Origin of the sequence: Streptomyces sp. NPDC096205, from assembly GCF_044763135.1 — a bacterium.
Lineage (GTDB): Bacteria > Actinomycetota > Actinomycetes > Streptomycetales > Streptomycetaceae > Streptomyces.
Map to the genome: position 1 here is coordinate 1,158,864 of NZ_JBIWFS010000001.1, position 24,103 is coordinate 1,182,966.

General features: G+C 68.4%; 16 protein-coding genes and 1 pseudogene. 2 read left to right on the forward strand and 15 right to left on the reverse strand.

Annotation, left to right across the window (positions count from 1 at the left end):
* Positions 1-19 precede the first annotated feature (19 nt).
* From ACIQ6Y_RS05205 to ngcE, 9 genes are all read right to left on the reverse strand, one after another.
* Entirely contained in the window at positions 20-1,543 is a 1,524-nt protein-coding gene (locus ACIQ6Y_RS05205) for an amino acid permease (RefSeq protein ID WP_404033119.1), read from the reverse strand.
* A 143-nt stretch (positions 1,544-1,686) separates the two neighbouring features.
* Positions 1,687-3,609 carry a 1-deoxy-D-xylulose-5-phosphate synthase gene (gene dxs / locus ACIQ6Y_RS05210; protein WP_404033121.1) on the reverse strand — a complete coding sequence of 641 codons (1,923 nt, stop codon included), beginning with the start codon at positions 3,607-3,609 and terminating at the stop codon, positions 1,687-1,689.
* Positions 3,610-3,817: 208 nt separating this feature from the next.
* Complete coding sequence (locus ACIQ6Y_RS05215; protein WP_404033124.1) at positions 3,818-5,125, reverse strand: sugar ABC transporter permease; 1,308 nt, start codon at positions 5,123-5,125, stop codon at positions 3,818-3,820.
* Complete coding sequence (locus ACIQ6Y_RS05220; protein ID WP_404033126.1) at positions 5,122-5,913, reverse strand: ATP-binding cassette domain-containing protein; 792 nt, start codon at positions 5,911-5,913, stop codon at positions 5,122-5,124. Before ACIQ6Y_RS05220 ends, ACIQ6Y_RS05215 begins: the two co-directional genes overlap by 4 nt.
* A 117-nt stretch (positions 5,914-6,030) precedes the next feature.
* Positions 6,031-7,134: a sugar ABC transporter substrate-binding protein gene (locus ACIQ6Y_RS05225; RefSeq protein WP_404033713.1), complete on the reverse strand. Its 1,104-nt coding sequence runs from the start codon at positions 7,132-7,134 to the stop codon at positions 6,031-6,033.
* A gap of 134 nt (positions 7,135-7,268) precedes the next feature.
* A complete protein-coding gene (locus tag ACIQ6Y_RS05230) occupies positions 7,269-8,468 on the reverse strand; it encodes an ROK family protein (protein WP_404033129.1) in 1,200 nt (399 codons plus the stop codon).
* A gap of 205 nt (positions 8,469-8,673) precedes the next feature.
* A complete protein-coding gene (locus ACIQ6Y_RS05235; protein ID WP_404033132.1) occupies positions 8,674-9,606 on the reverse strand; it encodes a carbohydrate ABC transporter permease in 933 nt (310 codons plus the stop codon).
* Between the two features lie 20 nt (positions 9,607-9,626).
* A complete protein-coding gene (locus tag ACIQ6Y_RS05240; protein WP_404033135.1) occupies positions 9,627-10,556 on the reverse strand; it encodes a carbohydrate ABC transporter permease in 930 nt (309 codons plus the stop codon).
* A 108-nt stretch (positions 10,557-10,664) separates the two neighbouring features.
* Positions 10,665-12,113: an N-acetylglucosamine/diacetylchitobiose ABC transporter substrate-binding protein gene (ngcE, locus tag ACIQ6Y_RS05245; RefSeq protein WP_404033137.1), complete on the reverse strand. Its 1,449-nt coding sequence runs from the start codon at positions 12,111-12,113 to the stop codon at positions 10,665-10,667.
* Between the two features lie 417 nt (positions 12,114-12,530).
* On the opposite strand from ngcE, the gene ACIQ6Y_RS05250 reads away from it, so the two are divergent.
* Entirely contained in the window at positions 12,531-16,271 is a 3,741-nt protein-coding gene (locus tag ACIQ6Y_RS05250; RefSeq protein ID WP_404033715.1) for a GH92 family glycosyl hydrolase, read from the forward strand.
* Positions 16,272-16,295: 24 nt separating this feature from the next.
* On the forward strand, positions 16,296-18,239 hold the full coding sequence (locus ACIQ6Y_RS05255; protein ID WP_404033139.1) for an alpha-glucuronidase: 1,944 nt from the start codon (positions 16,296-16,298) through the stop codon (positions 18,237-18,239).
* Positions 18,240-18,250: 11 nt separating this feature from the next.
* Here ACIQ6Y_RS05255 and ACIQ6Y_RS05260 read toward each other — a convergent pair.
* The 6 genes and pseudogenes from ACIQ6Y_RS05260 to ACIQ6Y_RS05285 all read right to left on the reverse strand — a co-directional run.
* Positions 18,251-18,409: pseudogene (locus ACIQ6Y_RS05260) on the reverse strand (beta-galactosidase); the annotation flags it as partial.
* Positions 18,406-19,086: a hypothetical protein gene (locus ACIQ6Y_RS05265; RefSeq protein WP_404033142.1), complete on the reverse strand. Its 681-nt coding sequence runs from the start codon at positions 19,084-19,086 to the stop codon at positions 18,406-18,408. The pseudogene ACIQ6Y_RS05260 and the gene ACIQ6Y_RS05265, both read right to left, overlap by 4 nt.
* The gene (locus ACIQ6Y_RS05270) at positions 19,083-20,621 is read right to left on the reverse strand and encodes a xylan 1,4-beta-xylosidase (protein WP_404033144.1); all 1,539 of its coding nucleotides are present in this window, start codon (positions 20,619-20,621) and stop codon (positions 19,083-19,085) included. Before ACIQ6Y_RS05270 ends, ACIQ6Y_RS05265 begins: the two co-directional genes overlap by 4 nt.
* Positions 20,618-22,270, reverse strand: coding sequence for an extracellular solute-binding protein (locus ACIQ6Y_RS05275; RefSeq protein WP_404033147.1), 1,653 nt, complete (start codon positions 22,268-22,270; stop codon positions 20,618-20,620). Before ACIQ6Y_RS05275 ends, ACIQ6Y_RS05270 begins: the two co-directional genes overlap by 4 nt.
* Before the next feature lie 29 nt (positions 22,271-22,299).
* Positions 22,300-23,172, reverse strand: a complete 873-nt coding sequence (locus ACIQ6Y_RS05280) for a carbohydrate ABC transporter permease (RefSeq protein WP_404033150.1) — start codon at positions 23,170-23,172, stop codon at positions 22,300-22,302.
* Complete coding sequence (locus ACIQ6Y_RS05285) at positions 23,166-24,077, reverse strand: ABC transporter permease (RefSeq protein WP_404033153.1); 912 nt, start codon at positions 24,075-24,077, stop codon at positions 23,166-23,168. Before ACIQ6Y_RS05285 ends, ACIQ6Y_RS05280 begins: the two co-directional genes overlap by 7 nt.
* Positions 24,078-24,103 lie beyond the last annotated feature (26 nt).

The window sequence follows — 24,103 nt, forward strand, 5'->3', positions numbered from 1 at the left end:
CCCCCTCGTAAATGTGCGGTCAGTCCTCTTCGCCCCGCTGGGGCTTGAGCACGTCTCCCACCCTGGTCTCCTCCTGGCGGCCCAGGCGGCTGTGGGAGCGGCCGTAGAGGAAGTAGACGACGAAGCCGACGATCATCCAGCCGGCGAAGCGGAGCCATGTCTCGGTCGGGAGGTTGAGCATCAGCCAGAGGGAGGCGAGGACGGACAGGATCGGGACGACCGGGACCCACGGGGTGCGGAAGGCGCGGTGCAGGTCGGGGCGGGTGCGGCGGAGGATGATGACGCCGATCGCGACGACGACGAAGGCGAACAGGGTGCCGATGTTGACCAGTTCGGCGAGTTCGCTGAGCGGGGTGAAGCCGGCGACGATCGCGATGATCACGCCGAGCAGGATGGTCGGCCGGTGCGGGGTCTTGAACTTCGGGTGGACGCGCGAGAAGAAGCGCGGCAGCAGCCCGTCGCGGCTCATCGCGAAGAAGACCCGGGTCTGGCCCAGCAGCAGGATCATGCAGACCGTGGTCAGGCCCACCGCCGCGCCGAAGCTGATGAAGCCCGCGAACCAGGGGTGCCCGGTGGCCTTGAAGGCGTCGGCGAGCGGGGCCGTGATGGACAGCTCGGTGTAGTGCTGCATGCCCGTCACGACGATCGACACCGCCACGTACAGGGTGGTGCAGATGAAGAGGGAGCCGAGGATGCCGCGGGGCATGTCGCGCTGCGGGTTGCGGGTCTCCTCGGCGGCCGTGGCGACGACGTCGAAGCCGATGAAGGCGAAGAAGACGACGGAGGCGGCCGTGAAGATGCCCATGACGCCGAAGTTGGAGGGCGCCCAGCCGAACATCAGCTGGATGAGCGGGGACTGGAGGCTGTCGCCCGCCGGGACCTCCTGGGCCTTGGGGATGAACGGGTCGTAGTTGTCGCCCACGATGAAGAAGGCGCCCGCGATGATCACGGTGAGGACGACCGTCACCTTGACGGCGACGACGATCGAGGTCACCCGCGCGGAGAGCTTGGTGCCGAGGACGAGGATGCCGGTGAGGACCAGGACCAGCGCGGCGGCGAGGATGTCGAAGCCGAAGCCGTCGGCGCCGTCGCGGGTGCCGAGGGCGTCGGGCAGGTGCCAGCCCGCGTTGTCCAGCAGTGAGGCGATGTAGCCGGACCAGCCGACGGCCACCACCGCCGTGCCGAGCGCGAACTCCAGGACGAGGTCCCAGCCGATGATCCAGGCGGGCAGCTCGCCGAGGGAGGCGTACGAGAAGGTGTAGGCGGAGCCCGCCACCGGGACGGTGGAGGCGAACTCGGCGTAGCAGAGCGCGGCGAGCGCGCAGACCACACCGGCCGCCACGAAGGCGAGGGCCACCGCGGGTCCGGCGTTGTTCCTGGCCACCGTGCCGGTGAGGACGAAGATGCCGGTGCCGATGATCACACCGACGCCGAACACCGTGAGGTCCAGGGCGGACAGGGACTTCTTGAGCGCGTGCTCGGGTTCCTCGGTGTCGAGGATGGACTGCTCGACCTTCTTCGTCCGGAAGAGGGAACTGCTCACGGGCTTACCTCCCACTTGTCGTCCCCGACATGATCGAGAGGGGGTGTCCCCCGTATGCCCCGGCACGAGCGGTTTCACGCGAATGGGCCGATTTCACCACTCTCGCAGTGGTGAAATCGGCCCATTCGGGTGAGTGCGTCCCGTCAGTCGCGCGCGGGCTCGGCCTCGTCGGCGCTCTCGCGGTCGAACCGTCCGTCGATCTTGGAGACCAGGCCGGTCACCTGGCGGGCGATGTCCGGGGCGGTCAGTCCGATCTCGGCCATGACCTCGGCGCGGGAGGCGTGGTCGAGGAAGCGCGGCGGGATGCCGAAGTCGCGCAGCGGGACGTCGACGCCCGCGTCGCGCAGGGCCTGGGCGATCGCGGAGCCGACACCGCCGACGCGGGAGTTGTCCTCCACGGTGACGACCACGCGGTGGCGCTCGGCGAGCGGGGCCATGGCCTCGTCGACGGGCTTGACCCAGCGCGGGTCGACGACGGTGGTGGAGATGCCCTGCTGGTCGAGCAGGCCGGCGATCTCCAGGCACATCGGGGCCAGCGCGCCGACCGAGACGAGGAGGACGTCCGGCCGGTCGGTGCCCGGCTCGCGCAGCACGTCCATGCCGCCGACCTTACCCACGGCCGGTACGGCGGGGCCGACGGCGCCCTTGGAGAAGCGGACCACGGTCGGCGCGTCGTCGACCTGGACGGCCTCGCGGAGCTGGGCGCGCACCTGGTCGGCGTCGCGCGGGGCGGCGAGCCTGAGGCCGGGGACGACCTGGAGGATCGACATGTCCCACATGCCGTTGTGGGAGGCGCCGTCGGTGCCGGTGACGCCGGCCCGGTCCAGGACGAAGGTCACGCCGCACTTGTGCAGGGCGACGTCCATCAGGACCTGGTCGAAGGCGCGGTTGAGGAAGGTGGCGTAGACGGCGAAGACGGGGTGCACGCCCGCGTGGGCGAGGCCCGCCGCGGAGACCGCGCCGTGCTGCTCGGCGATGCCGACGTCGTAGACGCGCTCGGGGAAGCGCTTGGCGAACTTGTCCAGGCCGACCGGCTGGAGCATGGCCGCGGTGATGGCGACGACGTCCTCGCGCTCCTCGCCGAGCTTGACCATCTCCTCGCCGAAGACGGAGGTCCAGTCGGCGCCGGAGGAGGCGATGGGCAGGCCGGTGTCGGGGTGGATCTTGCCGACGGCGTGGAAGCGGTCGGCCTCGTCCTGGAGGGCGGGCTGGTAGCCGCGGCCCTTCTCGGTGAGGCAGTGCACGATGACCGGGCCGCCGAACCGCTTGGCGCGGGCCAGCGCGGACTCCAGCGCCTCGATGTCGTGGCCGTCGATGGGGCCGACGTACTTCAGGCCCAGGTCCTCGAACATGCCCTGGGGGGCGATGAAGTCCTTCAGGCCCTTCTTGGCGCCGTGCAGGGTCTCGTAGAGCGGCCTGCCGACGACCGGGGTGCGCTCCAGGAGGTCCTTGCCGCGGGCCAGGAAGCGCTCGTAGCCGTCGGTGGTGCGCAGGGTCGCCAGGTGGTTGGCGAGGCCGCCGATGGTGGGCGCGTAGGAGCGCTCGTTGTCGTTGACGACGATGACCAGCGGGCGGTCCTTGGCGTCGGCAATGTTGTTCAGCGCCTCCCAGGCCATACCGCCGGTGAGCGCCCCGTCACCGATGACGGCGACGACATGGCTGTCGCGTTTCATCAGCTCGTTGGCCTTGGCGATGCCGTCGGCCCAGCCCAGCACCGTGGAGGCGTGGCTGTTCTCGATGACGTCGTGCTCGGACTCGGCCTGCGAGGGGTAGCCGGACAGGCCGCCCTTCATCTTCAGCCGGGAGAAGTCCTGCCGGCCGGTGAGCAGCTTGTGCACATAGGACTGGTGGCCGGTGTCCCAGAGCACCTTGTCCTTCGGCGACTCGAAGACGCGGTGCAGGGCGATGGTCAGCTCGACCACACCGAGGTTGGGGCCCAGGTGCCCGCCGGTCTTGGAGACCTCCTGGACGAGGAAGGTCCGGATCTCCTCGGCCAGCTGGTCCAGCTGCTCCAGGCTGAGCCGGTCCAGATCGCGCGGTCCCGTGATGCGGGTCAGCAGCGGCACCCGTGCCTCCTTGCGAGTAGAGCTGTTGAGCTGTTGCCGGGCTCGTCGAGTCTAATGTTCCGGCCGAACAACGCCGCAAAGGGGCGCGGGGCTGTGTCGAGCGGCCCGACGGGAACGCGCCGAAGGGGCGCGGGGAACTGCGCGACCGGCCACGCACAAGCGGCAGTCGCGAGTCCACCCGCGCCCCTGGGGCGCGATGGCGCTGTTGCTACGCCCGACCCGCGGTCTTCTGGGTCTTGCGGGTGATGGAGTCGATGACGACCGTGGTGAGCAGCACACCCGCGGTGATCATGTACTTCACCGGCTCGGCGATGGACTCCAGCTGGAGACCGTACTGGATCGAGACGATCACCAGCACACCGAGCAGCGCGTTCCAGGTGCGGCCACGGCCGCCGAACAGCGAGGTACCACCGATCACGGCGGCGGCGATCGCGTTCATCAGCAGGTCACCGGTACCGGCGCTCTGGTTGGCGGAGGCGATCTTGGAGGCCAGGAACAGGCCGCCGATCGCGGCGAAGCCACCGGAGATCGCGAACACCGAGATGCGTACGGCGGTGACGTTGATGCCCGCACGACGCGAGGCCTCGACGCTGCCACCGAGGGCGAAGATCTTGCGGCCGTAGGAGGTACGGCGCAGCAGGAAGTCCGTCGCGACCAGGAACACCAGGAAGATGACGGTGGCCAGCGGCAGGCCCTTGTAGTTGTTGTACATGGCCGCCGCGGCGAAGGCGACCACGGCCAGCAGACCCGTGCGCAGCAGCGTGTCGCTCAGCGGCCGGGACGGGATCCCCGCCGCCTCACGCCGGCGGTTGCCGAGGAAGGAGGTGAGGAAGAACACGGCGGTCACCACGGCCGCCAGGCCGTAGGCGGCGGCGACGTCGCTGAAGTAGTACGTGGTCAGCTTGCCGATGAAGCCTTCGCTGTCCAGGTTGATCGTGCCGTTGGCACCGAGCGTCTGGAGCATGAAGCCGAGCCAGAACAGCAGACCCGCCAGGGTGACGGCGAACGCCGGCGCGCCGAGGACGGCGAAGAAGAAGCCGTGCAGGGCGCCGATGGCCGCGCCCGCGGCGATGGCGAAGACGACCGCCAGCCACTCGGGCCAGCCCTGGTTGACCGCCAGGACGGCCGCGATGGCGCTGGTCGCGCCGCTGACCGAGCCGACGGAGAGGTCGATCTCGCCGAGCAGCAGCACGAAGACGATGCCGACGGAGATCATGCCCGTGCCGACCATCGTGATCGTGATGTTGCTCAGGTTGCCCGCGGAGAGGAACTCCGAGTTCAGGCTCTGGAAGATGACGCAGATGGCGATCAGGCCGAGGATGACGGGCAGCGAGCCGAGCTCACCGGCCTTCATCTTCCGCCGGAACTCGCCGATGTAGCCGGCCAGGCCCTGCTCCTGCACCAGCAGACGCGGGTCGACGGCGGTGACGGCGGCGGAGGCGGCCTCGGGGTTCTCCACGGCGTGCTCGTCCTGCGGAGACGTTTTTGCGGTGGAGGTCTTGTCGATGCTGCTCACTTGGAAACCTCCCCGGTCGTGCGCGCCGCACGGCGGGTCACGGCGTTGTCGGTGGCGCCCGTGATGGCGGAGATGATCTCCTCCTGCGAGGTCGTCTTGACCTCGAAGACACCGTTGTTGCGGCCGAGGCGCAGCACCGCCACCTTGTCGGCGACGGCCTTGACGTCGGCCATGTTGTGGCTGATGAGGACGACCGCGTGGCCGCGCTCGCGCAGCCGCTCGACCAGGTCGAGGACCTGGGCGGTCTGCTCCACACCGAGGGCGGCGGTGGGCTCGTCGAGGATGACCAGCTTGGGCTCGCCGAGCATGGAGCGGGCGATGGCCACGGTCTGGCGCTGACCGCCGGAGAGCGAGGCGATCGGGATGCGCACGCTGGGGATGCGGATGGAGAGCGTCTTCAGCAGTTCGAGGGAGCGGCGCTCCATCTCGACCTCGTCCAGGACACCGCGCTTCTTGAGCTCACGGCCCAGGAAGAGGTTGCCGACGACGTCGATGTTGTCGCACAGCGCGAGGTCCTGGTAGACGGTCGCGATGCCCAGGGCCTGGGCGTCGTGCGGCTTGTTGATCGTGACGGACTTGCCTTCCCATTCGATGACGCCCTCATCGATGGGGTGCACGCCGGCGATCGTCTTGACCAGCGTGGACTTTCCGGCGCCGTTGTCGCCGACCAGGGCGACAACCTCACCGGCGTGGACCTCAAGCTCTACGTCGGTGAGCGCCTGGACGGCACCGAACCGCTTGGAGACCCCGCGCAACGCCAGCACGGGCGTAGCGGACACGTGAACCATCTCCTTCGCCGCCTGACCCGGCGGAAGGTTGTGCAGAAAAGTTGGGGGAGTTTTCCGTCCGGCGCCCCGCGCTAGCTTGCGGGGCTGTGTATGAGCGGGGCGCCGGAGGAGTCTTTGTTACTTGATGCCGAGCTTGTCGCAGGCGGCCTTGTACTTGCCGGTGCAGATCTCGGCGGCGGTGTAGACGCCGTCCTTGATGACGGTGTCGTTGATGTTGTCCTTGGTCAGCGAGGTGACGTCGACCAGGACGGACGGGACGTCCTTGGCGCTGCCGCTGGAGACCTTGTCCTTGGCGATCGCGCTCAGGTCCTCGCCCTTGGCCAGGGCGACGGCCATCTCGGCGGCGGCGTCCGCCTCGGGGGCGTACGGCTTGTAGACGCTCATGAACTGCTCACCGGCGACGATGCGCTGCACGGCCGCGAGCTCGGCGTCCTGGCCGGTGACCGGGATGTTGCCGATGCCGGCCGCCTTCAGGGCGGTGATGATGCCGCCCGCCATGCCGTCGTTGGCGGAGTAGACGCCGACGATGTTGTTCTTGCCGAGCGCGGAGATGGCCGCCTCCATGTTGGAGTTGGCGTTCTCCGGCTTCCACTCCTTGGTGTCGTACTCCTTGCCGATCTTCACCTTGCCGTCGAGGACGGAGTGGGCGCCTTCCTTGAACTGGGCGGCGTTGGGGTCGGTGACGGAGCCGTTCATCATGACGATCTGGCCGCTCTTGGCCTTGTCGCCCAGCGCCTCGAGGAGCGCCTCGCCCTGGGTCTTGCCGACCTGGACGTTGTCGAAGGACGTGTAGGCGCTGATCGGGCCCTCGGCCAGGCGGTCGTAGGCGACGACCTTGATGCCGGCGTCCACGGCCTTCTGCACGGAGTTCTTGATCGCCTTGGCGTCGACGGCGTCCACGATCAGGACGTCCACCTTGTTGGTGATCATGGTGTCGACCTGCTGCGCCTGCAGGTTCGCGTCCTGCTTGGCGTTGTTGTAGTCGATCGTCGCCTTGCCGTTCGTCAGCTCCTTGATCTTCTTCTCGATCAAGGGGCGGTCGAACTTCTCGTAGCGCGCGGTCTGGTTCTCGGGAAGGAGGAGACCGACCTTGATGTCGTCACCCTTCGCGGCGGACGACTTGGTGGAGTCGCTGCCGCCGTCGGCTTCGTCCGCGCTGCCACAGGCGGCGAGGGAAACGGCCATCGCACTGGCGGCGAGAGCCACGGCGGCACGACGCATACGCGTGTTCACTTCTAGAAACCTCCCTGACGAGGCCGCGTCGTTGCGGCCGAGGTGGCTGGAAGTCAACTCGGCCACACGTGCGACGTCAAGAAGTAAATCCTTAACGAGATGGCAACGGTGCCATCCGTTCTCTAAGTGAAGGCAGGCGCCGCACTGTGCAGCGTGCCGTCCAAAAGTGTCGAATCACCCATCTCGCTGAGGGCGAGGGCGAGCGCTCCGAGTACCTCCGCACGGCCCCCAAGTGCCCCCGGGAGAACGGAGAGTTGGCGCGCCGCGCTGGGGATCGCGTAGCGGCCGACAGACTCCCTGATCGGCCCGAGGACGAGCTCACCGGCCTCGGCGAGATCACCGCCCAGGACGACTCGGCTCGGGTTCAGCAAGTTGCAGAGATTGGCGACTCCACTGCCGATGTGTCGGCCGACGTCGGCGATCACCCGACGGCAGCCCGGATCACCGTCCCTGGCCAGCCTGACTACGCCTTCCATGGTCAGGTCGGTGCCATGGCTGGGCTGGAGGAGCGGCAGCACATAGCGTGCAGCCGCGAAGGTCTCCAGGCAGCCGCGGTTGCCGCAGCGGCAGACCGGGCCGGATTCATCAAGAGTAATATGTCCGATTTCTCCCGCAGTGCCACCCGGGCCGCGGTAGATCTTCCCGTCGATCACCAGACCGGCTCCCACACCGCTGGAGACCTTGATGTACGCCAGGTCCCGAACGCCCTTGCCCGCGCCCCAGACCAGCTCTCCGAGGGCGCCCAGGTTGGCGTCGTTGTCGACGTGCACAGGAACGCCCAGACGGCCGCGCAGCTCTTCGGCCGGACGGGTGCCGGTCCAGCCGGGCAGGATCGCGGTCGAGCCCAGGGTGCCGGACTCCACGTCGATCGGGCCGGGCACGCCGAGGCCCACCCCGGCGATCTTGGAGCGGTCCACGCCGGTCACCGCGATCAGCCTGCCGACCAGCTCCTCCGCCCGGTCGAAGCCCTGGGCGGCGGAGGCGTCCACGTCCAGCGGCTCGGACTCCTCGGCGAGCACCTGATGGGCGAGGTTGCCGAGGGCGACCCTGAGGTGGGTGTGCCCGAAGTCGACGCCGATCACGATGCCGGCGTCCCCGCTCAGGGACACGCTGCGGGCCCGGCGTCCGCCCGCCGATGTGGGCGTGACCTCGACGGTTCCGCCGTCCTTGAGTTCGCGCACGATGTTGGAGACCGTCGCCGCGGACAAGCCCGTGGTCCTCGCGATCTCCGCCTGCGTGAGGGAACCGGCCAGCCGTACGGCGCGGACCACCCGCTCGAGGTTGGCTCGGTGCAGCGACGACTGCGACCCCGGAGTCTCCACGACGACCTCCTGCGCGCCGGGGCCGCTTCAGCGAGGCCCCGTTCATGTCCAACTAGTGAACTCTAAGCTGAGCTGTTCGGGTTGCCTCCCGTCAAGAGGTTGAACCCTTTCCGCGAGCAGGGACACAACGACGCACGCCGCTTCCGGGGGGAAGCGGCGTGCGTACGGTCGTGCGCGCCGGGTTACTCCAAGGGCCGGCCCCGCCTCATTTCAGGGTCGCCGAGGTCAGTCCGGCCTGCACCTGGCGCTGGAACGACAGGTACACGACCAGCATGGGGATCATGGCGATGCTGACGCCGGCGAAGAGCACCGGCAGGTCGGTGGCGTAGCCCTGCTGCTGCTGGAGCTGGATCAGCCCCTGGGTGAGGACATAGCGCTCGGGGTCGTCGCCGCTCTGCGGCTGCATCAGCACGGTGGGCAGGATGAACTGGTTCCACTGCCCCAGCGTGTTGAAGATCCCGACGCTGATCAGGCCCGGCTTGGCCATCGGCAGCATCACCTGGAAGAAGGTCCGCGCGTGCGAGGCCCCGTCCAGGATCGCCGCCTCGAACACCGCGGTCGGCAGCGTCCGGAAGAAGGCGTGCATGAAGAACACCGTGAACGGCATCGAGTAGGCGACGTACACCAGGATCAGGCCCTGGTAGCTGTTCAGCATGTCCAGCCGCTTGACCATGAAGAACAGCGGCACCAGCGCCAGGAACACCGGGAACATCGCGCCCGCGACGAAGAAGTAGTACAGGAGCCGGTTGCCCCAGAACTGGTAGCGGGCGAGCACGTACGCGGCCATGGAGCCGAACAGCATGGTCAGCGGCACCGAGAAGGCCAGCACGATGACCGTGTTGAGGAAGTAGTCGCCGATGCCCTTGTCCCAGGCCCGGGCGAACACGTCCAGGTCCCAGTTCTGCGGCCAGCCGAAGGCCGAGCCGCCGATCTGGGCGTCGGTCTTGAAGGAGCTGAGCACCAGCCACAGCAGCGGCAGCACGATCAGCAGGGCCCACAGGGCGAGGAAGCCGTGCGAGAAGACGTTCAGGACGACGCCCTCGTTGCGGGGGCCGTCGGTGCGGGCGGGGACCTTGTCCACGGGCCGCGTCACGGGCACGGCCTCTTTCACGGGGGTCTCGTCGATGGGTGCGCTCATGTCGGTCGTCTCTCTCCCGCTCAGAACTCGATGCGCTCGCGGCGGGTGGCGCGCAGCATGACCACGGACAGGATCAGGGTGAGCAGCAGCATCACCACACCCATGGCGCAGGCGTAGCCGCTCTTGCCGTAGATGAGGAAGTTGCGCATCATCACGGTCGCCATGACCTCGCTGTGGTGGTCGGGGCCGCCGCCGAACTCACCCGCGGTCATGGTGGACACCAGGATGAACATGTCCATCGCCGCGATGCCCAGGTACACCCACGCCGTCTGCACCGAGTCCCACAGCAGCGGCAGTGTGATCCGGAAGAACGACTGGGCGCGTCCGGCTCCGTCGATCAGCGCCGCCTCGTAGATGTCCCGCGGGATGGACTGCATGGCCGCGGAGAACAGCACCAGGTAGAAGCCGACGCCGTGCCAGACCACGACCAGGATCAGCATCCACAGCACCATGTTCGGCTCGTTGAGCCATTCCACCGGGCTGCTCTCGTCGACCAGCCCCACCTTCATCAGCAGGCCGTTCAGCATGCCTCCGCTGTCGCTGCGGTACACGGCTCCGAACAGCACCGCGAGAATGGCGAGCGACAGCACCTGCGGAAAGAAGTACACGACTTTGTAGAACTTCGATCCGGCGACCCCGGACACCCCACCGGCCCGGCTGCGCCCGCCCGCGTTCAGCATGAACGCGAAGAACAGCGCGAGCAGAATGGTGATCACCGGGATGAACACCAGGAACAGGATGTTGTGCCAGACGGCCCCCAGGAAGATGTCGTCCTGGAACAACTCCTTGTAGTTGTCGAGCCCGACGAACTTGAACGTCTGCGACTGTCCCTTCCAGTCGGTCAGCGAGTAACCGATCGTCTGGAGATAGGGCCAGATGACGAAGACGAGATACAACGCCACAGGGACGAAGAGAAACCCCGCGACGAACCGATACTGCCCTTTACGCATAAATTTCCCTGCCCTGTAGTGCCCTCAGGGGCGCGGGGAACTGCGCGAGCAACCACAGACGAGCGGCACCCCGCAATCCACCGCGCCCCGAACGGCGAACCCGGAAAACTACTCGCGCCGGTTGTTCTTGGACGCCGGGTCCTTGGCGGCCTTGTCCACCGCGGCCTGCGCCCGCTTCAGCCACTCCTTCGGCTGAATCCGCTTGGCCATCAGCTCATTGGACGCGTTCTGGATCGCGGTGTCCATCTCGCTGTACCACTCGGTGTACAGGAACCGGAAGGTGTTGTCACCGGCGGCCTTGGACGCCTCCACCGTCGACTGCGTACCCGGCCGCAGCTGCACGCTCGGGTCCACGCCGTCCTTGAGGATGGTCAGCGAGTTCGCCTCCTTGGCGAACGTCGTCGACCACTCGCGGGACAGCATCATCCGCATGAACTCCTTGGCCGCGGGCAGGTTCTTGGCCTTGGCCGGGATGATGAACGGCTCGCCGGACCCGGCCCGGATCGCCTCGTACGGCATCGCGCTGTCGGCCAGCACCGGCATCGGCATGAACTTCATGTCGAAGTCGGCCGGCGTCTGCTTGATCTGCTCGTTCTCCAGCCAGGAGCCACAGGTGATGAACGCGGCCTTGTACTGGTTCCAGCGGGTCTGCGACTCGGTGTGGGTCAGGCCGTTCGTGCCGGGCATGAGGTAGCCCTTCTCGACGACCTCGTAGATCGCCTCGGCGGCCGCCTGGGCGGCGTCGGAGCCGACGAACGCCTTGGGGTCGAGGTTGTCGATCGCCTTCATGGCGTCCAGGCCGCCCTTCTTGGCGATCAGGTCCATGATGGCGACGTTGATGTAGTACGGGTACTTGCCCTGGTGCGCGAGGCCGCCGATGCCCTGGGACTTGGCGTCCTTGCAGACGGCGAGGAAGTCGTCCCAGGTCTTGGGCTCCTCCCAGCCCTTCTCCTTGAAGAGCTTGCCGGAGTACCACAGGCCCCACACCGTGTAGATGTAGTTCAGGGCGACGACCTTGCCCGACTGCAGGCCCGGGTCGAGCGTGCCGGGGATGACGGTGTCGCGGACCTTCTTGGAGGGGTCGTCCACGCTCGGGGCGTCCAGGACCTCGGCGAGGTCGAGGAGCTGGCCGTTCTTGTACAGGACGTCGATCTTGATCTTCTGGGCGCCGGAGTCGTCGACGATGTCCGGCGGGTTGCCGCCGTTGAAACGCGGCTGGAGCTTGCCGGTGATCTCCTGAGTGCCGGTGTGCGTGGAGGTGACACCCCACTTCTTCTGGAAGCTGGCCTCCCACGCCTTGGCGTAGTCGTCGCCGTAGCCGCCCTTGAAGATGACGACGTCGAGTTTGCTGCCCTTCTTGACGCCGAAGGGGTTGTCCTTGGACGTCTTGCCCTGCGTGTCCTCGTTGGAGTCGTCGCCCCCGCCGCCGCTCGCGCAGGCGGAGAGGAAACCCATCGACGGCACGGCGACCAGACCTAGCGCGGCGGACCGCTTCATCAGATCGCGGCGGCCGACACCCGACGAACCGTATTCGTTCTCGGCGGAAGTGGATCCCATGCTCAAGTCCTCGCCTTCTCCAGGACTCAGGCGGTGAACCGGATCCTCCCCGGCACCGCGGTGGGGTCAAGCTGGGTCGTGCACGAATCGCTCCGGGACTCAGGGGAAGGTCCGGGATCGCCGACAGGTATAGTCCACTTACCGCCGGAGGAGCAAGATCGAAAGCAAGGTTAGCCGCCTGTCTTTTCCGAGTTGAGACCTCACGGAAATATCCGCCGCCCGTGCGCGCCTTGTCGGAAAAATCCGCGACATTACCCCCGGACGCCACAGCCAACACCCTTGACATGCTTCAGCACTTGCACCCCTACTGGACCCTGCGCACTCAAGTTGACAACGTTGTCCGATGTGCAGGGAGGGCTTGTGCACAGAGTTCGGCACAGATGGGGTCGGGCGGCCGTCCTGACCGCCGTCCTCGCCTTGGCGGTGGGCTCACAGGGGGCGGCGGTGGCCCTTCCGCAGGAACCGGCGGCCGCGGAGCGGGACTTCGCCTCGTCCTTCGAGGCGGGTGATCCGGCACCGGACTGGCTGAACACCGTCGACACCGCACCGGACGGCGGCAAGCGCGCCTCCGGGGTGGACGGCGGGTACAGCAGCGGCATCCCGGGCAATGTGACCGACCACGTCACGGACGTCCGGGCCAGCGGCGAGAACACCGGCGGCGGTGAGGTGAAGGAGAACCTCGTCGACGGCGAGCCGAGCACCAAATGGCTGGTGTTCCAACCGGCCGGCTGGGTCGAGTTCGAGCTGGACAAACCGGTGAAACTGGTGACGTACGCCCTCACCTCGGCCAATGACTACGCCGAGCGCGATCCACGCGACTGGACCCTGAAGGGCTCCGCCGACGGCACGGACTGGAAGACCCTCGACACGCGCACCGGCGACACCTTCGCCGAGCGCTTCCAGACGAAGACCTACGACCTCGCCGAACCGGCCGAATACCGCTTTTTCCGGCTGGACGTCACCCACAACAACGGCGCCCTCACCATCACCCAGCTGGCCGACGTCCAGTTCTCGATCGGCGGCAGTGACGGCCCGGTGCCGCAGGACATGCTGTCGCTGGTCGACCGGGGCCCGAGCGGCTCGCCGACCGCCAAGGCAGGCATGGGCTTCACCGGAAAGCGGGCGCTGCGCTACGCCGGCCGGCACACCGCGGACGGGCGTGCCTACTCGTACAACAAGATCTTCGACGTGGACGTGGCCGTGGGCCGCGACACCCAGCTGTCGTACCGGATCTTCCCGTCGATGGCGGACGGGGACCGCGACTACGACGCCACGCACGTCTCCGTCGACCTCGCCTTCACCGACGGCACCCTGCTCAGCGACCTCGGAGCGCGCGACCAGCACGGGTTCGAGCTCAGCCCGCGCGGGCAGGGCACGGCGAAGGTGCTGTACGTCAACCAGTGGAACAACGTCGTCGCGCGGATCGGGTCGGTCGCGGCGGGCCGGACCGTCGACCGGATCCTGATCGCCTACGACTCCCCCGCCGGGCCGGCGAAGTTCCGCGGGTGGATCGACGACGTACGCCTCGCGCAGGCGGCTCGGGAACGACCGAAGGCGCATCTGTCCGACTACGCCCTCACCACCCGCGGCACCAACTCCAGCGGCGCCTTCTCGCGCGGCAACGACTTCCCGGCGACGGCCGTGCCGCACGGCTTCAACTTCTGGACGCCGGTGACGAACGCCGGCTCGCTGAGCTGGCTGTACGACTACGCCCGCGCGAACAACGACGACAACCTGCCGACGATCCAGGCGTTCAGCGCCAGCCATGAGCCCAGCCCCTGGATGGGCGACCGGCAGACGTTCCAGGTGATGCCCTCGGCGGCCGCCGGCACCCCGGACACCGGCCGCGAGGCGCGCGAGCTGGCGTTCCGGCACGAGAACGAGACGGCACGGCCGCACTACTACGGCGTGACCTTCGACAACGGCCTCAAGGCCGAGATGACCCCCACCGACCACGCGGCGGTGCTGCGCTTCACCTACCCCGGCGACGACGCGAGCGTGCTGTTCGACAACGTCACCGACCAGGCGGGGCTGACCCTGGACACGGCGAACGGCACCTTCACCGGCTACTCGGACGTGAAGTCGGGCCTGTCGACGGGCGCGACACGGCTGTTCGTCTACGGCGAGTTCGACAGGCCGGTGACGCAGGGCTCCTCCAGCGGCGTCAAGGGCTATCTGCGCTTCAAGGCGGAGGACCGCACCGTCACGCTGAGGATCGCCACCTCGCTGATCAGCGTCGACCAGGCCAAGGACAACCTGCGCCAGGAGATCCCGGAGGGCACCGGATTCGACGAGGTCCGTGCCCGCGCCCAGCGGCAGTGGGACCGCGTCCTCGGCAAGGTCGAGGTCGAGGGCGCCACACCGGACCAGCTGACCACCCTGTACTCCAGCCTGTACCGGCTGTATCTGTACCCCAACTCGGGCTTCGAGAAGGTCGGTTCGACGTACAAGTACGCCTCTCCCTTCTCGCCGATGCCGGGGCCCGACACCCCGACGCACACCGGCGCGAAGATCGTGGACGGCACGGTGTACGTCAACAACGGCTTCTGGGACACGTACCGGACCACCTGGCCGGCCTACTCGCTGCTGACGCCCACTCAGGCGGGCGAGATGGTCGACGGGTTCGTGCAGCAGTACAAGGACGGCGGCTGGACCTCGCGCTGGTCCTCCCCCGGCTATGCCGATCTGATGACCGGCACCTCCTCGGACGTGGCGTTCGCGGACGCCTACGTCAAGGGCGTCGACTTCGACGCGCGGGCGGCGTACGACGCGGCCGTGAAGAACGCCACCGTGGTGCCGCCGACCTCCGGTGTGGGCCGCAAGGGCATGGCCACCTCGCCCTTCCTGGGCTACACCAGCACCGACACCCACGAGGGCCTGTCCTGGGCGCTGGAGGGCTACCTCAACGACTACGGCATCGCGCGGATGGGCCGGGCGCTGTACCGGCAGACCGGTGAGCAGCGCTACAAGGAGGAGTCGGCGTACTTCCTGGACCGGGCCCAGGACTACGTCAACCTCTTCGACAAGAAGGCCGGCTTCTTCCAGGGCCGTGACCCCAAGGGCGACTGGCGGGTGGACTCCGCCAAGTACGACCCGCGGGTGTGGGGCTACGACTACACGGAGACCAACGGCTGGGGCTACGCCTTCACCGCGCCGCAGGACAGCAGGGGCCTGGCCAACCTCTACGGCGGCCGCTCCGGCCTCGCCGACAAGCTCGACGCGTACTTCGCCACGCCCGAGACGGCGTCCCCGGAGTTCGTCGGGTCGTACGGCGGTGTCATCCATGAGATGACCGAGGCCAGGGACGTCCGGATGGGCATGTACGGGCACTCCAACCAGGTCGCTCACCACGCGATCTACATGTACGACGCGGCCGGGCAGCCCTGGAAGGCGCAGGCGAAGGTCCGTGAGGTGCTCTCCCGGCTGTACGTGGGCAGCGAGATCGGGCAGGGCTATCACGGCGACGAGGACAACGGCGAGCAGTCGGCCTGGTTCCTGTTCTCCGCGCTCGGCTTCTATCCGCTGGTGATGGGCAGCGGCGAGTACGCCATCGGCTCCCCGCTGTTCACCAAGGCGACCGTGCACCTGGAGAACGGCCGGGAGCTGGTGATAAAGGCGCCGCGCAACAGCGCGCGGAACGTCTACGTCCAGGATGTCCGCTTCAACGGCGTCAAGTGGCGCTCGACCGCGCTCCCCCACGCGCTGCTGGCGCGCGGCGGTGAGCTGGAGTTCGAGATGGGCCCGCGGCCGTCTTCGTGGGGCACGGGACGCTTCGCCGCGCCCGTCTCCATCACGCAGGACGACGAGGTGCCGTCGCCGCGCGCGGACGCCCTGAAGGGCTCCGGGGCGCTGTTCGACGACACGTCGGCGACGCAGGAGGCCGTCACGACGGTCGACCTGCCGGTGTCCGGGCCGGCCAGGGCCGTGCAGTACACGCTCACCTCGCCCGCCGACCGTACGAAGGCGCCGACCGGCTGGACCCTCCAGGGCTCGGACGACGGCACCACCTGGGAGACCCTGGACGAGCGTTCCGGGGAAACCTTCCGCTGGGACCGGCAGCTTCGGGCGTTCTCCGTGGCCGCTCCGGGTAGTTACGAAAGGTACCGCCTGGTGCTGACGGGAGAGGCGGTGCTGTCGGAGGTCGAACTGCTCGCCTGAGCGGGCGGGTTGGAGGAACGAATCATGCACGGTGTCGATCCGGCCTGGCTGCCGGACGAGGTGTTCCGGCCGATCGGCACCCGGCGGACGCTGGTCCGAGGATCGGGTCCGCTGGTGGACACGGTGCATGAGGAAGTGACCCGGGCGTGCGCCCGGTTCGGGGGCCGCGTCGAGCGCGACGCGGCCCCCGGCCCGTACGACCTGGTGCTGGAGGTCACCGGCACGGACGGCTCGGAGGCGTTCACCTGCGAGCGCGCCGCCGGCCGGACGACCGTCACCGCGACGGGGCCGTCCGGGCTGCTGTACGGCCTCTTCCACGTCGTACGGCTCGGCGAGGACGCCTTCCGCGAGGACCGGCCCCGCCAGACGCACGCGCCGGCGCTCGCGCTGCGCATGCTGGACCACTGGGACAACGTGGCCGTGCACCCGGTGATGGGCCAGGTGGAGCGCGGCTACGCGGGCGGGTCGCTGTTCTGGGCGGACGGCCGGGCACGCGGCGACCTGGACCGGGTGCGGGCGTACGCCAGGCTTCTCGCGTCCTGCGGGATCAACGCCGTGGCCGTGAACAACGTCAATGTGCACGACACCGAGGCACGTCTGCTGACCGACCGCATCGGCGAAGTCGCCGCCCTGGCCGAGGTGTTCAGGGCGTACGGCATTCGGACGCATCTGTCGGTGACGTTCGCGGCGCCTCTCGTCCTCGGGGGCCTGGACTCGGCCGACCCGCTGGACCCGCGGGTGCGGGAGTGGTGGGCCCGGGCCACCGCCGACGTCTACGCGGCGATCCCCGACTTCGGCGGGTACGTCGTGAAGGCCGACTCCGAGGGTCAGCCCGGCCCCTTCGCCTACGGCCGTACCCACGCCGACGGCGCGAACATGCTGGCCGAGGCACTGCGGCCGTACGGCGGCACGGTCCACTGGCGGGCGTTCGTCTACGACCACCGGCAGGACTGGCGGGACCGCTCCACGGACCGGGCGCGCGCCGCGTACGACCATTTCGTACCGCTGGACGGCGAGTTCGCCGGCAACGCCGTGCTCCAGGTCAAGCACGGCCCGATGGACTTCCAGGTGCGCGAGCCCGTGTCGCCGCTGATCGGGGCGATGCCGGGCACGCGGCTCGCGGTGGAGGTGCAGGCCACGCAGGAGTACACCGGGCAGCAGCGGCATGTGTGCTGGCTGGGCCCGATGTGGAGCGAGGTGCTGCGGTTCCCGGTCCAGGAGGGAGTGCCGGTCGGCGAGTTGGCGCGGGGCGGCCTGGTCGCCGTCTCCAATGCGGGCGACGACCCGTACTGGACCGGACATCCGCTGGCGCAGGCCAACCTCTACACCTTCGGGCGGCTGGCCTGGCGGCCGGACGCCGATCCCTCGCAGATCCTCGACGAGTGGATCGGGCTCACCTTCGGGACGGCACCGGCGGCGGGCCTGCGCGCGATTCTCGACGGCTCGTGGCGGACGTACGAGAAATACACGGCCCCGCTCGGCGTGGGCTTCATGGTGCAGCCGGGGCACCACTACGGGCCGGCCGTCGACGGCTACGAGTACAGCCCCTGGGGCACCTACCACTTCGCCGACCGCGACGGCATCGGCGTCGACCGCAGCGCCGCCACCGGCACCGGCTTCGCCGCGCAGTACGCCAAGCCGTGGTCGGAGGTCTACGAGTCTTTGGACACGTGCCCGGACGAGCTGCTGCTGTTCTTCCACCATGTGCCGTACGGGCATGTCCTGCACAGCGGGAAGACGGTGATCCAGCACATCTACGACACCCACTTCGAGGGCGTCGAGGAGGCCGAGGAGGCCCGCCGGGTGTGGGCGGGCCTCGGCGACGTGGTGGACGCGGAGCGGCATGCGCGGGTGGCGGAGCTGTTCGAGGAGCAGGTGCGCTCGGCGCGGGAGTGGCGGGACCAGGTGAACAGCTACTTCTTCCGCAAGTCCGGGGTGCCGGACGAGCACGGGCGGCGGATCTGCTGAAGCCGCGGTGCGTAGGTCTCCTCGGCGGGTGGGGTCAGCGACCAGGAGAAGACGCCGACGGTGAGGGTGTCGATGCCCGCCTCGGTGAACAGGCGGTGATCGTCGTCCCAGACCTGCTCGGGCCACTGCTCCCGGTTGTGGTCGCCGCCGTAGGGGATCGTGCGGCTCATGCGGTGAAGTCCTCCTGGGTCCGGGTGATCACCGCGCGGCTGCTGTGCAGCAGCGACAGCAGCAGCGGGGCTGACAGCAGGGCGGGCAGGGCCTCGGTGCGCAGGGCGGTCAGGGCGCCGGCCAGGACCAGCAGGGAGGCGGCGCCGAGGGTGGCCCTGCCGTGGGTGAGCAGGAAGTGAGCGGCCAGGCGGGCGATGTCGCGGGCGCGGAACGCGAACAGGGACGTCAGGACCAGGGCATGGGCGCCCCACAGCAGGGAGACCACCCCGATCGCCGCGAGCAGCCCGGCCCACCAGCCGGGCAGGCCTGTCGCCGCGAAGTGGGTGAGCGTGAACGCGATGACCGTGAGCCACCCGAGCAGCGGCGCCCACAGCTTCAGCGCCGGTACGGCGTTCAGCCGCCAGCCGCGCAGATAGGTGCGCGCCGGATGCAGATCGGTGAGGTCGGCGCTGCGCCGGTGCAGGGCGTAGACGGCGGCGGACAGCGCGGGGCCGAGCGGCAGGAGGCATACGGCGGCCAGGGGCAGGTTCGCCGGGTCCGGGCCCAGCAGGAGCAGTCCTGCCAGGCCCGGCGAGGCAGCCGCGAGCAGCAGGGCCTCGACCGTGAGGAGGGTGTGGACCAGGGCGGCGGCGCGGGAGAGGGGGCCCGCGCCGAAGGAGACCGACGGCGCACTCACCGTGGCTGCCTCCCGAGCAGCCGGCGGTCGTCCGTCCAGGGCGGGGCCTCGTCCTTGAGGGGGCTCAGCTCCACGAGGGTCACCTCGTGGCGGGTGAGCGTCAGGTCCAGGTCGACCCGGCCGTCCGCCACGGGCAGCCGCAGGTGCCTGCGCGCGGGTTCCGCGGCCTCGTGCAGGACGTCGAGCTGGTGCCGGCCGGGTGAGCGGGGGCTGCCCATGCGCTGCCAGGCCGTGCGGGCGTTGCCGTACTCCTCGTCCACGGTGGACCGGCGGGCGAAGACCTCCGCGGAGGTCATGGGGATCAGCAGGCGCAGCCGGTGCCGCTCGGGTCCGGGTGTCTCGCCGCTCGGGTCGACCGGCGCCCAGGCCAGGACGGTGACGCGGCCGTCGGGGTGGCGGGTGACCAGGTGGTCGCCGCCGCGGGCGAGCAGATCGGGGCCCATCCGGGCCATGAAGGCATACAGGTGGTACGTCGGCTTCTTCACCTGCCGGTGGGTGAGCAGGCCGAACCCGCCGTGGAAGAGCGCGGTCGGGACTCCGGCCTCCTCGAACATGTCGCTGAACGTCCAGTAGGAGAAGGAGTCGACGAGGTCGCCGCCGCGGGCGAGGACGGGCGCGAGATAGGCGGCGTTGAAGGCGGTGTCGTGCACCGGGTTGTCGGGGCAGTAGGAGGAGTTGAACTCGGTGATGTGGACGGGGAGTCCGGCCAGGCGGGTGCCCTTCAGCCGCTCGTGGGGCGTGGCGAACTGCTCCAGCAGATGCTCCGCGGGTGCGAGCGTCTGGTACGAGCCGAAGGGGACGTGCTGGGCCGGGCCGGAGGTGTAGGCGTGCTTGGAGACGAAGTCGACGGGTACGTCGTGCCGTTCGGTGAACTCGGCGAAGCGGTCCAGCCATGCGTCGGCGCCGGGCGAGATCGCGGGGCCGCCGACCTGGAGCGAGGCGTCGACCTCCTTCACGGTGGCCGCCGTCACCTCGTAGAGCCGGTGGTACGCCGTTTCGTCCGCGTTCTGCCAGAAGTCGGGCAGGTTGGGCTCGTTCCACACCTCGATGGGCCAGGTGCGCACCTCGTCGAGGCCGTAGCGGTCGACGAGGTGGGTGACGGTGGCCCGGACCAGGCCGGCCCACTCCTTGTGGGAGCGCGGCGGGGTGACGTTGCCCCGCCACCAGAAGATCGTCTGCTCGCCGGAGGCCAACGCGTCCGGCATGAAGCCCAGTTCGAGGAAGGGGCGGATGCCGAGGTCCAGGTAGGCGTCGATCACCTGGTCGACGTAGGTGAAGGAGTGGTGGACCTGGCGGGCGCCCTCGTACTCGTACGGCCGGTGGATGCCCATGCCGTCGCTCAGCAGGCCGTGTCCCCGGATGTGGCGGAACCCGATCTCCTGCTGGAGGAGCTTCAGCGAGTCCTGGTAGTCGCGACGCAGGGCGAGTTCGAGGCGGCCGGTGCCGACGCAGTGCCGCCAGGCGTCGGGGAGGCGGCCGGACGGTTCGGCGGGCACACGGATCGCATGGTGGCCGTTCACGCGGTCGCCGTTCACGCGTTCTCCTTCTCGAAGCGGTCGTGGGCCCTGTTGTGCAGGTCGACGAGCTGTTGCAGGTTCTTCGCCTTCAGCTCGGTGACGTAGGCGTCCCACTCGGACATCGGGCGCTGGCCCAGGACGAACTTGAGGGTGTTCTGGATGGCGTGGTCCTTGAGCGGGGTGTCCCAGAGGGTCGCCTGTTCCTGCTCGACGGACTGCAGGGGGTGCGCGGGGTCGATGGGGAGCTGCTCGCGGCCGGCCATGGCGTCCTGGAACTTCTTCTCGTCCGGGCTGAAGGAGGAGGAGACCAGGTCCCAGCTGCCGCCGTAGGTGAACACGCCGTTGAAGAAACCGAAGTCCTTCTGGAGGTCCTTCGGGGCGTCCGGGTCGGAGCCCATGAGACTGATGCCGGACTTCAGCTCGTAACGACCGCCGGACTCGGTGTAGGTGACGCCCGGGACGCCCCACTTGCACAGCCGCTGGCCCTCGTCGGAGTACCAGAGCCAGTCGACGAACTGCATCATCGCGACGAAGGTGTCGGCCCGCAGCGCCTTGCTGGAGATCATGACGCCGTTCTCCAGCCGGGCTCCGCCGAGCACCACGGGACCGGCCGGGCCGAGGGGCACCGGCACCATCTCGATCCGCGCGCCTTTGACCTGCTTCTCCAGGTTGTAGCGGTAGTTCTGCACCAGCTCCTGCGGGTTGGCGCTGATCACGTAGGACTTCTCGGCCAGCAGCTTCTGCACGGCCTGGTCGTCCTGCTGGGTGAAGCTCTCCGGGTCGAGCAGCTTCTCGGCGACGAGCTTTCTGACGTACTCGACCATCTCGCGGTAGCGGTCGGTGGCGGCGGTGAAGACGAACTTCCGCGCCTCGGTGTCGTAGCTGATGTTGTCGTACCCCCAGCCCGCCTTGACCCCGTACGCCTGTCCGAGGTAGCCGAACAACGCGCCGCAGGGGAAGGGCGTATTGATGCTCCAGCGGTCGGTCCAGGGGTACTTGGCGGGGTACTCGGCCTTGAGCGCCTTCAGCACGTCGTACACCTCGTCCCAGGTGGTGGGCAGGGTGAGGCCGAGCCGGTCGAGGACGTCGGTGCGGAAGGACAGCGAGTAGTTGGCCTTGGCCTTCTCGTGCAGGCCGGGCAGCAGGTAGTACTTGCCGTCGGACTGGCGTATGGAGTCCAGCTCCGGCTCCAGCTTCCACTTGCGCACCTTGTCGCGGAAGTTGGGCATCAGATGGACGTAGTCGCTGACCGGGACGATCGCGCCGGACGACACGAACGCCACCTCGGAGGGGTGGTACGTCTTGGGGATGATGAAGGGGGCGTCGCCCGCGCCGATGAGGACGCTGCGCTTCTTCTCGTAGTCGGCGAGCGGCACGTCGAGGGGCTCGAGGGTGACGCCGGTGCGCTTTGTGACCTCCTTCCAGAACAGCCAGTCGCGCTTCATCGGGTAGACGGGGTTGTTGTTGTGCAGGAGCGAGAAGGAGAGTGGCTCAGCGGCCTTGAACCGCTGTCCGGCGCGGTAGTCCTTCATCACGCCGTGTCGCTTCTTCGACAGGTCCTTGCTGTCGCCGTCGCCGCCGCTGTTGCAGCCGGTGAGGGTGGCGAGGCCGACGAAGCCGGCGGCGGCGAGGATCTGGCGTCGTGAGAGGTGCCCTGCGTTCTTCACGGTGACTCCTTGGGTGGATTGACGGACCGTCAGGACTTGACCGCGCCGAGCATCACGCCCGAGACGAAGTAGCGCTGGACGAACGGGTACACGCAGAGGATCGGCAGGGCGGTGAGGACGATGGTGACCGCCTGGATGTTGGCCCCGACCTGGCTGAGCTGCTCGGCTCCGGCGCCGGCGTTGGAGCCCCCGGTGGCGCCCTGGATGAGATTGCGGAGATAGACGGTGACCGGCATGAGGTCCGACCGGTCCATGTAGAGGAACGCGCTGAACCAGGAGTTCCAGAAGGACACCGAGTAGAAGAGCACCATGGTCGCGACGACCGCCTTGGACAGCGGCAGCACGATCCTGAGCAGCACGCCGTAGGTGCTCAGCCCGTCGATCTCGGCGGCCTCCTCCAGTTCGGTCGGCAGGCTCTCGAAGAAGGCCTTCATCACCAGCAGGTTGAAGACGCTGATCGCGTTGGGGAGAGCGATCGCCCACACGCTGTTCTTCAGGCCGAGGCTGGTGATCAGGACGTACTGCGGGATCAGTCCGCCGCTGAAGAACATGGTGAACACGGCGATGCCGACGAGCGCGGTGCGGCCTCTGAGGTGCTTCTTCGACAGGACGTAGGCGTAACAGGTGGTCAGCACCATGGCGACGGCGGTGGAGACGACCGTGTAGAACACGGTGTTGCCGTAGTTCCGCCAGAACATGGCGTCCTTCAGCACGATCTCGTACGTGGTGAGGTTGAACCCCTGCGGCCACAGGGTCACTTCGCCGGCCCGGATCTGGCGCTCCCCGCTGAAGGAGCGGGCGACGATGTTGAGGAACGGGTACAGGGTGACGATCACGACGAGGGTCAGGACCAGCCCGTTGACGCCCTGGAAGACGCGGTAGGAGCGGCTCGGTCTCACCACAGGCTCGTCCCGACCGTGCGGCGCGAGAGCTGGTTGGCGGAGGTGATCAGGACCAGGCCGATGACCGCCTCGAACAGGCCGATCGCGGCGGCGTAGCTGAAGCTGTTGGACTCCACGCCGGTGCGGTAGACGTAGGTGGAGATCACGTCGGCGCTCTGGTACGTCAGCGGGTTGTACAGCAGCAGCACCTTCTCGAAGCCGACGGCCATGAACGTGCCGATGTTCAGGATCAGCAGGGTGATCATGGTGGGGCGGATGCCGGGCAGGGTGACGTGCCAGATCTGCTGCCAGCGGTTGGCGCCGTCGATGCGGGCGGCCTCGTAGAGCTGGTCGTCGATGGTGGTGAGCGCGGCGAGGTAGAGGATCGTGCCCCAGCCGGCGGTCTGCCAGATCTCCGAGCCGACGTAGATGGTGCGGAACCACTCGGGTTCCTGGATGAAGCGGATCGGGTCGTGCCCGAAGAAGCCCAGGGCGTGGTTGACCGGCCCGTCGGTGGCGAGCATCTGGAGCGTGATGCCGGCGACGATCACGATCGACAGGAAGTGCGGCAGGTACGACACCGACTGCACGAACCGCTTCAGGGACCGCCGGCGGACCTCGTTGAGCAGCAGCGCCAGCACGATCGGGATCGGGAAGCAGAAGAGCAGGGTGAGGCCGCCCAGCCAGAGGGTGTTGCGGAAGACCTGCCAGAAGGTGGGGTCGCTGAGGAACATGCGCACATAGCGCAGGCCCACCCAGCTCTCGCCGAGGATCGAGCCGCCGGGCTCGAAGCGGCGGAAGGCGATCACGTTGCCGATCATCGGCAGGTAGCGGAAGAGCAGGAAGAACACCAGCGGGAGCACGGCGAGCGAGTACAGCTGCCAGTCCCGGCGCAGGGGTCTGCGCGCCTGTGTGGGCATCTGCATGAGCCTCCATGACAGCGAAAGTTTCG

Excerpts from the sequence above, each read along its gene's own strand:
- ACIQ6Y_RS05285 (WP_404033153.1), bottom strand. The coding sequence starts at position 24,077 with ATGCAGATGCCCACACAGGCGCGCAGACCCCTGCGCCGGGACTGGCAG.
- ACIQ6Y_RS05235 (WP_404033132.1), bottom strand. The coding sequence starts at position 9,606 with ATGAGCGCACCCATCGACGAGACCCCCGTGAAAGAGGCCGTGCCCGTG.
- ACIQ6Y_RS05255 (WP_404033139.1), top strand. The coding sequence starts at position 16,296 with ATGCACGGTGTCGATCCGGCCTGGCTGCCGGACGAGGTGTTCCGGCCG.
- ACIQ6Y_RS05220 (WP_404033126.1), bottom strand. The coding sequence starts at position 5,913 with ATGGTTCACGTGTCCGCTACGCCCGTGCTGGCGTTGCGCGGGGTCTCC.
- ngcE (WP_404033137.1), bottom strand. The coding sequence starts at position 12,113 with ATGGGATCCACTTCCGCCGAGAACGAATACGGTTCGTCGGGTGTCGGC.
- ACIQ6Y_RS05225 (WP_404033713.1), bottom strand. The coding sequence starts at position 7,134 with ATGCGTCGTGCCGCCGTGGCTCTCGCCGCCAGTGCGATGGCCGTTTCC.
- ACIQ6Y_RS05240 (WP_404033135.1), bottom strand. The coding sequence starts at position 10,556 with ATGCGTAAAGGGCAGTATCGGTTCGTCGCGGGGTTTCTCTTCGTCCCT.